Source organism: Kamptonema animale CS-326, from assembly GCF_028330895.1.
GTDB lineage: Bacteria > Cyanobacteriota > Cyanobacteriia > Cyanobacteriales > Microcoleaceae > Kamptonema > Kamptonema formosum.
The window spans coordinates 1-8,372 of the sequence record NZ_JAQMUA010000114.1; the positions used below are offsets into that span (position 1 = coordinate 1).

Consider the following 8,372-nt stretch of genomic DNA (forward strand, 5'->3'; position numbering starts at 1 on the left):
AAGGCGGCGTTACCTAAGTGTTAACCGCCCAGAGGGCGGCGTTACGTAAGTCTTAACCGACTAAAGGCGCACTTGCTAAAACCCTCTTTGATTGCCTCTGCCTGCTGCCGCCTGCCATATTGTAAAGTTTTGAGACAAGCACTCACGTTATCCCCAAAAATTCTGTATCATAAATTACAGAATTAATTTTTCTGCGCCTTCGCTTTGTGTTGAAGCCTACAACCTCACCCTGGCGCAGCCCGTTCGCCCCATAAGGATTAATTATGAAACTTCAATCAGATATTCGCGCTTGGCAACCGCCAGCAAGTATTGTAAACGCAGGCGTGTGGGATAAATTTCGCGATCGCTCTACCTCAGCTTCACCCAAGTTTGCTCCCTCCACCTGGGTCAAGTTATTTAACCCTCCGACAGCCTTCAGCTTTGATGAAGCTTGGCTTTTGTGCCAATATTCTGAAGATAAATGGCTAGCTTGGATTCCTGACTATGGCGAAATTCTGCTCAGTATCGATGAATTTTGTAGCCCGATTTAGATTCAGTGTCAAAGTAAGAAACGAAATTATTTGTAGGATGGGTTGAGCGCTTTGGGAAACCCATCCTACTCTTGCGATTTGTTAACAGTTAACCGTTAACAGTTAACCGTTAACAATTAACAATTAAAATAACAGAGGCATTAATAAATCCCTCAGCCAATGCCTCGGACTCCTACCTTAACCTTCGATCGCGGTACTCTACTCCTGCATCCACCACCCAGAGGGAAAGCCTGGGTGGACTTCGCGACGTGGGACGATCGCGTGGAAAAATTTCGGATTCCGGCTATTCACTATCGACCTCTGCTAGAGGCGTTGCAATCGGAACGCCTTAACTACACTGACGACGCAAAGGGCTATCAACAACTCGAACTCGTCCCCAGCGTTGAAATGCCGCCCTATCAGCATCAAGAAGAAGCCTTAGCAGCTTGGCAACAAGCGGGTAGTAAAGGCGTTGTGGTACTTCCTACGGCATCAGGCAAAACTTATCTCGCACAATTAGCGATGCAAGCAACTGGTCGCAGTAGCCTAATTGTAGTGCCAACTCTGGATTTAATGCACCAGTGGTATGCGAATTTAAAGGCAGCTTTTCCCGATATTGAAATCGGATTGCTAGGTGGTGGTTCGCGGGATAAAACGCCAATTCTAGTGGCTACTTACGACAGTGCAACCATTCACGCTGAAACTTTGGGTAATAAATATGGTTTGCTAGTTTTTGATGAGTGCCATCACTTACCGACTGATTTTTATCGAGCGATCGCGGAGTATGCGATCGCACCCTTCCGCCTTGGGTTAACAGCAACGCCGGATCGTTCCGATGGCCGTCACAGCGACCTCAACGCCCTAATCGGCCCTACAGTTTTCAGTCGCACGCCCGAACAACTGGCAGGGGGCGCTTTAGCTGAACATAAGATAGTTCAGATCATGGTTAAGTTATCAAAGGAAGAGGGCGATCGCTACCAAGAACTGATTAAAATCCGTAACGAATTTTTAAAACAATCCAATATTAAGCTATCCAGCCTTGAAGGTTGGAAAAATTTTGTGATGATGAGTGCGCGATCGCCTATCGGTCGTCGTGCCATGTTAGCACACCGCGAAGCTAAAGAAATCTCCCTTTGTACAGATGGAAAAATCAGAGTTTTGGCAGGTTTACTTGCCCAACATTACCCCCATCGCACTCTAATTTTTACCGCAGATAACGCCACTGTTTACCGCGTTTCCCAAGAATTTTTAATCCCCAGTATTACCCATCAAACACCAGTTAAAGAGCGCCATCAAATCCTTACCCAATTTCGCAGCGGCGAATATAAAACTTTAATTGCTTCCCACGTTCTGAATGAAGGTGTTGATGTTCCCGATGCGAGAATAGCTATTATTTTATCCGGGACGGGAAGCGAACGGGAATACATACAACGTTTAGGGCGAGTGCTTCGTAAAGGTAATGATGAAAACAAATTAGCAATTCTCTATGAAGTAGTTACAGAAAACACCAGCGAGGAAAGGACATCTCAGCGGCGGCGGGGAGAAAGCAAACCTGAAAAACCTAAAAAATCTAAAGAGAAAGAACAAGAACAACCAGAATATGAGCAATTGGAATTTATTAAGCCAACACTAATCTATGGTGTAAATCAGCCCACTACTAGGTTAGCTGCTGAAAGTCCAGAGAAATGGGGAGAAAATCATGAGGAAACTCAAGATTGAGGATTACTAATTAGTATCATCTCATGTTATAATTTTATAATTATAAGACTTATGGTGGGAGCCACAGAAACCGGGTTTTTGAGAGAATCTGTGGGTAAAAATGAAGTATTTTCGTAAAAAAAACCGGTTTCTTTAGTTGGGTGCGTAAGTCCTATTTGCATACCTCCTAACGTAGTGAAGCAATCTTAAGGCTTTGATTTAATATGGAGAGTGCGTAAGTCCTAAATCGATCGACTTAGATAGCAAAAAAAATGAGCGATATCTTACAACTAAGTAACTTTAAAATTTTCCAGAAAAATACTGGAGTCTGGGAAGGAAACTGGACAATTCTCGATGGAGACTGCAAGGAAATCCAAAGATTTATAACGGTTGTCACCCAGAGAATAATTGACAATCAGTGGAGACAAACCAATGTTCAGACATATAGCAATGGCGAGATTGAAACTCAAAACTTTATAGGTTATGTTGTTGGTGAAGGAAAAGTGAAAATTGAAAGTCCCAACCCGCCTTTTTCCAACTATAATACATTAGCCACAGAATTTGGAGACGATCTAATAATTTTTCAGGTTTGGGACAACGCCAATGGTAGTTTGAGGGCTATTGAAACTATTAATCTGGTTAGTGCTTCTGAACGAATCCGCACTACTCAAAGCTTGACACCAGAAGGAAAACTCAGAGGAGTGATGGTAATTACTGAAAGGAAAATTGAGTAAAAAATTTCCCTGCTTATGTTACCGAGTGATTTATTAAGTCATCGCCAAAATGGCGAGTCAATCATCCCGCTACGCCTCAATATCGATGCCAGAAACTTAGATACAGCTAGCGAAATGATTGCCTGTTTTCAAGCAGCAATTGGCACAACTCAAGGCGAACTAGATCGAGGTTTACAAGAATTAGAAGGCGATAGTCCAGACTATCGCCTTAAGCGAGGATTGGCTCATCTTCTCAGAAGTGGTTTTTGTACATTTGATGTAGTTAGTCCCCTAGAACCGTCTGAATTAAGGCAGCGAATTTTTGCCTTAGCTTCTCAGTCAATACCTAGCAGCAATTCTACCCTGTTAACTCTTGAAAAAGTAGCAATTGAACTGAGTAAAGAGTTAAATAGAGAAGTTTTACCTACAGAATTGAGTTTTGGTTTATATGCGGATTTAGCAGAGAATAAAATCCTTACTCAATTTGATGCACCAACGCCAGAAGCTTTATTACATAGATATAATGTTTCTCAAGTCCAAGGTATATTTTATCGTGCCAGTCATGTCCAATTAAACGCCCATCGCAACGATCCAGGGGAGTATAAACTATTATTTCGCTATCTTAAACTCTTTCAATTAATGACTTATATTGAAGGTGATGCCGATCGAGGTTTTACTCTAACAATTGATGGGCCTGTAAGTTTATTTAAGCCGAGCACTCGTTACGGTCTTGCCTTAGCTAAAATGATACCAGCATTGCTGCACGTTACCAAATGGAGTTTGCACGCGACTTTACAAAATCGCGACCCTTATAGTGGTGTTTGGAAAACAGGTAAATTTACTCTTAACTCGGATTGCGGCTTGGTTAGTCACTATCCCCCAGGGAAACCTTATGATAGTATGTTAGAAGCGTCATTTGCTGGGAAGTGGGATGCGCTAAAAACAGAATGGCGACTGGAGAGAGAAGTTGATTTAATCCCCATTCCTGGTAGCGTGATGATTCCAGATTTTCGGTTAGTTCATCCCGATGGCAGGTCATTTTTATTGGAAATTGTCGGTTATTGGCGACCCGAATATTTGCAAAAGAAATTTTCTCAAGTTCGACGTTCTGAATGCGATAATTTAATTTTGGCGATTTCCGAAAGATTGAATTTAGAAAAAGCGGGAGTACAGGTAAAAGATGTGTCGGCTAAGATTATCTGGTTTAAAGATAAATTATTGCCAAAGTCTGTGCTGGAAGTGCTAGAATAGCATTCAATTAAATAGAAGGAAGAAGGAAGAATGCTTATACAGCCAGCTTTTTAGTCATCTGTATTTTACGTTAAATTAGGTGGATTTACTTAATTTGAATCTGGGGGTGACAAAGAGGTCTAAGAAATAAACCCAATCAGGATTATAGCCCCTATGCCCTGCTGATAAAAACGACTTTGATGGGGCGTAATTTTCAGTAATTTTTTGTACTTGCTTTTTGTGAGTTTCAATACCATTAAATATTGCCCAACTGTAGGCGATATCAAAACCTAATACTGGTCGGGTTGTTCTGACTCTTATTCCTTGAAAGTATAACGAAGTAGGGGCGGGTGATTAAGATTGTGAATTTGTGACCCATATCTTGGCGAACCCGCCCCTTGTATCTTAATCGCCTTGGCAGTTGCTATCAATCAATTCTTTGGCTTAGAAACTGACTTAGAAATCGGCTTTTCTAACAACTCTACTGGGGGTTGGAGATTGACAATTTCAATGTCTAAACCCAGAGGGAGAGGTGGAAGTTTTGGCGTACTAATCTCTAAATCCCCTGTTCCACCTGCTAAGCGAGAGGTAAGAATTTTAGGCATAACTGGCACTTTTTCTGCTGTTTCCAGAGTTTTGACCATTTGAGCCAAAGCAAACTCTAATTGCTGGCCTGGATCGATCGCTACCCAGCCTTGATTTGTCATCGCCCGTAGTTCAAAGTGTAAGTGAGGGCCTGTAGACATCCCCGTACTCCCAACTCGACCAATTACTTCTCCTTGCTGCACCCATTCACCGGGTTTAACAAATAGTTCGGAAAGGTGAGCGTAGAGAGTTTCTTGGGATTGTTTATTATGGTCGAGAACGACTGCCAGGCCGTAACCTCCTAACCAATCTGCGATCGCAACTTGACCCGCATAAGCCGCCAAAACAGGCGTTCCCATCGGCGCACCCAAATCCGTACCCGTGTGAAACCTGCCTGAACCGAGGACTGGATGAGTCCTCCAGCCAAAAATCGAGGTAATTTCAGCGGGGATAGACAGGGGAAACATCATCCGCAGATTGCCATTTCCAGGCAATGCAGGCGGCCGAGGTGTCTGATTGTAATAAGCAAAACCAGAATCGCTCATACTGCTGACAGTAATCGGGCCGACTTGGATAGACCCAATGCTGGCAACCGTTGCCTCCCCGTTTGAGGAGTATCCTGACCCAGAGGAGTATCCAGGCTCAGAGGAATATTCACGCCCAGGGGAGGAGTCTCCCTGTGCGTAAGACACTCCCGGCTGTTGCTGACCTGTTTCCCAGGCTTTCCTGCCTGTGGGGGCGATTGCATTTTCAGCGTAAGAGTTTCCAGTGTTACCCTCTGCTGTAAAAGACTGTGAGGGTGGTGGAGCGCAGAGTGTACCGGCAATTTCTTGTCCCGTTCCCACCACAGCGTCGCAACCAGTTGAGCGTTCGGAAAATTGAACTGCTGTGGGTGCTTCGTAGGTGTTAGTAGCACCCACACTGTAGTCAGTGGGATCTATGTAGGCGTTATTGGGGCTGGCTGGGGCCTCAGCATTATATTCTGGAGTGCTGGGCGCTTCTACGGTTGGCGGAGCAATTTCTGGTTCTGGTAAATACGGCTCTGAGGCGGCCGCTGCGGGGGCTTCTGGAATGTACTCTGGTTCTGGGGCGGCCGCTGCGGGGGTTTCTGGAATGTATTCTGGTTCTGGGGCGTATTCGGGGGCGGCCGCAGAGGGTTCTGGTGCGTAAGTTTCTGGTTCAACTGCGGCTGGTTCCGGGAGGCTGGCTGGGGCTTCAGAGGGTTCTGGGGCAGTTATTTCTACTTGCGGAGCCTCGGTTTGGGCCCAAACCATACCTTTACTGAGCATTCCTAGACTAGCAATACAACCGATGCCTAAGAGTAGGGAACGTTGAGATAATAGCCGCAATCGAGCGCGATCGCTTATAGGGGTCATTTTTTCTTGTTTGGCTGTTGCCAGGGATTTTAGTTTTTTATCTGAGTAAACTGGTTTCACGATCTTTATCACAACTCAATATCGGGCTTGTGGCATGGGGGGTGAGGGCTGCAAAGAAACCGATAACTCATCCTTTAAATCCGTTGGGAATTTTGTTGTTGTTCTATAGCCCAGAATGATTGTAACGGGCTTGAGGCAAATTTCGCCTTTGGACTCTGTTACAGCTTCAGTTTTTGGTAAGGGGATTTTTTGAGTAAAATCGCACTTGCAGTCCGCCTGTGGCGTTGACGGGGACGATCGCTCGTTTGTGTCCGTCTAATTTTCGCGGATGCCTGATGTTAGTCTGGAGTTTTAGGCGATCGCTAGTTTAAGGCTGAGTTATTGTCACAGTTGCCCGAAGTAGGCGATCGCGTTTCATTTTATGATAAGTTCTCCTAATTGTTTTTACTTAAGCGCTAAATTCTAGCTATCTAGTTTTCCTGCAATATTTGAGTTAATGCCACTGGCTAAGATACCTAAAATTTTACTAAGATCGTTGATAAAATATTCGACTAGATCAATTTCCAGTGTCTGTCCTGCTAATCTCAGAAATTTCCAGTTTGTCCCGGTAGTAACAGAACCGTAAATAATAGGAATTTCATTGCCTTCATTTTGGTTAAAAATTTGCGCCGCCAACATTTCTGCTACGCATTGTCCTAAACCCGCTAGGATATTTTCTTTTTTGGCTTCAACAATGGTGATGACTGGCGCACTAACAAATAAAAGTTCCGGGGATTGACTGATGATAAAATCACAACTGCCATTTAATCCTTTGGTAGCATCTACACTAAAGTCAACACCGGAAAACCAGCTAATTTGATAATTTAACTGTTTTCTAAGTTCAACGAGAATGGGAGCGATAATCAGTTCCGAGCGTGCTTTTTCTGTATTGCTACCCAGGGCTAATGCCATATTATCACGCAGTGTTTCTTGGAGAAAGTTGCTGGGTGGTAATTCTGGCGTTTCTGTGAAAATAGCAGAGCGTTCGGAAATCGTTAAATTAAAGTCTTTGGCAACTCGATTTAAAGTAAAATCACTGTAAGACATTAGTTATCTATCTCTATGTTTGAGTTTTATTCTTGTTCAGGTGTAAATCCCCGTAGTCCCGACTCAAAAGCGATTATATTTCACCCGCCAAAGAACAAAGAAGAAGAACAAGAACAATTTGAATTATTCAAGCGGATAGTCGATGAGAAAACCAGAAAGAAAACCGCTGAGTAAGGGCGAAGCATTCGGTCATAAAGTATGAAGGCTAAAACCGATAAATTATCTACCCGAATGCTTTAGCCTACAAAATTGGATGCTTCCGCATCTCTAGGCAAACAATCCCGCCACCGACACGCTAAAACCTGGTAACAAAGAACTGGTTAAATTATCTTCTTTAAACAAAGTCATCGCTAACTTCAAAACCCCATTTTCTCGCCGATAAACCTCAACTTTCTGCTGGATTCTGTCAAAAATCCAATATTCCCGCACACCTTGAACAGAATATAATTTTAACTTAGATTGGCGATCGCGCTTTTCATTTTCCTCACCGGGAGACATCACCTCTACTACCAACTCCGGTGCTCCCCGCAAATGTCCCGATTCATCTAATATTTCTGGTAAACGTTCATTACTTACCCAGACCACATCAGGGATAACATTATCACCATCCGTGAAGATAATGCCTGGAGTTGTTGCTGCTTTACCTAAACCCGTCTCTACCGACCAATTATTTAATGTTCTGCAAACATTGTCAGCAACATTTTGATGTTTCCAGTGGGGTGCTCTTGTCACGACTAATTCTCCTTCGACGATCTCATAACGGTTGCCATTATCAGGTAAAAATTCTAGATCGGCGCTTGTCCAACGGACTTTTTCTGTAGTAGACATAGCTTTAACTCCGCTCAGTTCTGTTTTGATTATAGTATAAATACAGCAATAATTAGAAGTGAAAATCAAGAAGCTATTACCCCCTTTAATTCAAACTCAGTTGCTCCTGACAGCGTTCGATATAGAGAGTAGCAACAGTATCTCCCGGATTTTGTGCAACAACTTGCTGAAAATATCCCAAAGCTGCTACTAATTTACCTATTCGCCATGCTTGAATTGCTTTCTCAAATAGTGGCTGAGTGAGCAGCTTCCCGTGAGCTGTGACATCTATGTTTGTCCAGACTTCGTAAATATGAATAACCTGTTGTTTCCCGCGAGGCATTGTTTTATCAATCCATCGATAGTGG

The 8,372-nt window shown here is 43.4% G+C and carries 7 protein-coding genes and 1 pseudogene; 4 read left to right on the plus strand and 4 right to left on the minus strand.

From position 1 onward, the window contains the following. Positions 1–263 precede the first annotated feature (263 nt). The 4 genes from PN499_RS06505 to PN499_RS06520 all read left to right on the plus strand — a co-directional run bounded on the left by PN499_RS06505 (position 264) and on the right by PN499_RS06520 (position 4,171). Complete coding sequence (locus PN499_RS06505; RefSeq protein ID WP_272030881.1) at positions 264–530, plus strand: hypothetical protein; 267 nt, start codon at positions 264–266, stop codon at positions 528–530. Between the two features lie 159 nt (positions 531–689). Continuing rightward, positions 690–2,228: a DEAD/DEAH box helicase gene (locus PN499_RS06510; protein ID WP_272030882.1), complete on the plus strand. Its 1,539-nt coding sequence runs from the start codon at positions 690–692 to the stop codon at positions 2,226–2,228. A 251-nt stretch (positions 2,229–2,479) separates the two neighbouring features. Then, positions 2,480–2,941, plus strand: coding sequence for a DUF3598 family protein (locus PN499_RS06515; protein ID WP_272030883.1), 462 nt, complete (start codon positions 2,480–2,482; stop codon positions 2,939–2,941). A 15-nt stretch (positions 2,942–2,956) separates the two neighbouring features. Next, positions 2,957–4,171, plus strand: a complete 1,215-nt coding sequence (locus tag PN499_RS06520; protein WP_272030884.1) for a DUF790 family protein — start codon at positions 2,957–2,959, stop codon at positions 4,169–4,171. 410 nt (positions 4,172–4,581) lie between these two features. Here PN499_RS06520 and PN499_RS06525 read toward each other — a convergent pair whose 3' ends face one another. From PN499_RS06525 to PN499_RS06540, 4 genes and pseudogenes are all read right to left on the minus strand, one after another. Continuing rightward, positions 4,582–6,171, minus strand: coding sequence for a peptidoglycan DD-metalloendopeptidase family protein (locus PN499_RS06525; RefSeq protein ID WP_272030885.1), 1,590 nt, complete (start codon positions 6,169–6,171; stop codon positions 4,582–4,584). A 402-nt stretch (positions 6,172–6,573) separates the two neighbouring features. Beyond that, entirely contained in the window at positions 6,574–7,197 is a 624-nt protein-coding gene (locus PN499_RS06530; RefSeq protein WP_272030886.1) for a hypothetical protein, read from the minus strand. Between the two features lie 267 nt (positions 7,198–7,464). Beyond that, entirely contained in the window at positions 7,465–8,025 is a 561-nt protein-coding gene (locus PN499_RS06535; protein WP_272030887.1) for a Uma2 family endonuclease, read from the minus strand. 85 nt (positions 8,026–8,110) lie between these two features. After that, positions 8,111–8,372, minus strand: a pseudogene (locus tag PN499_RS06540) (response regulator); the annotation flags it as partial.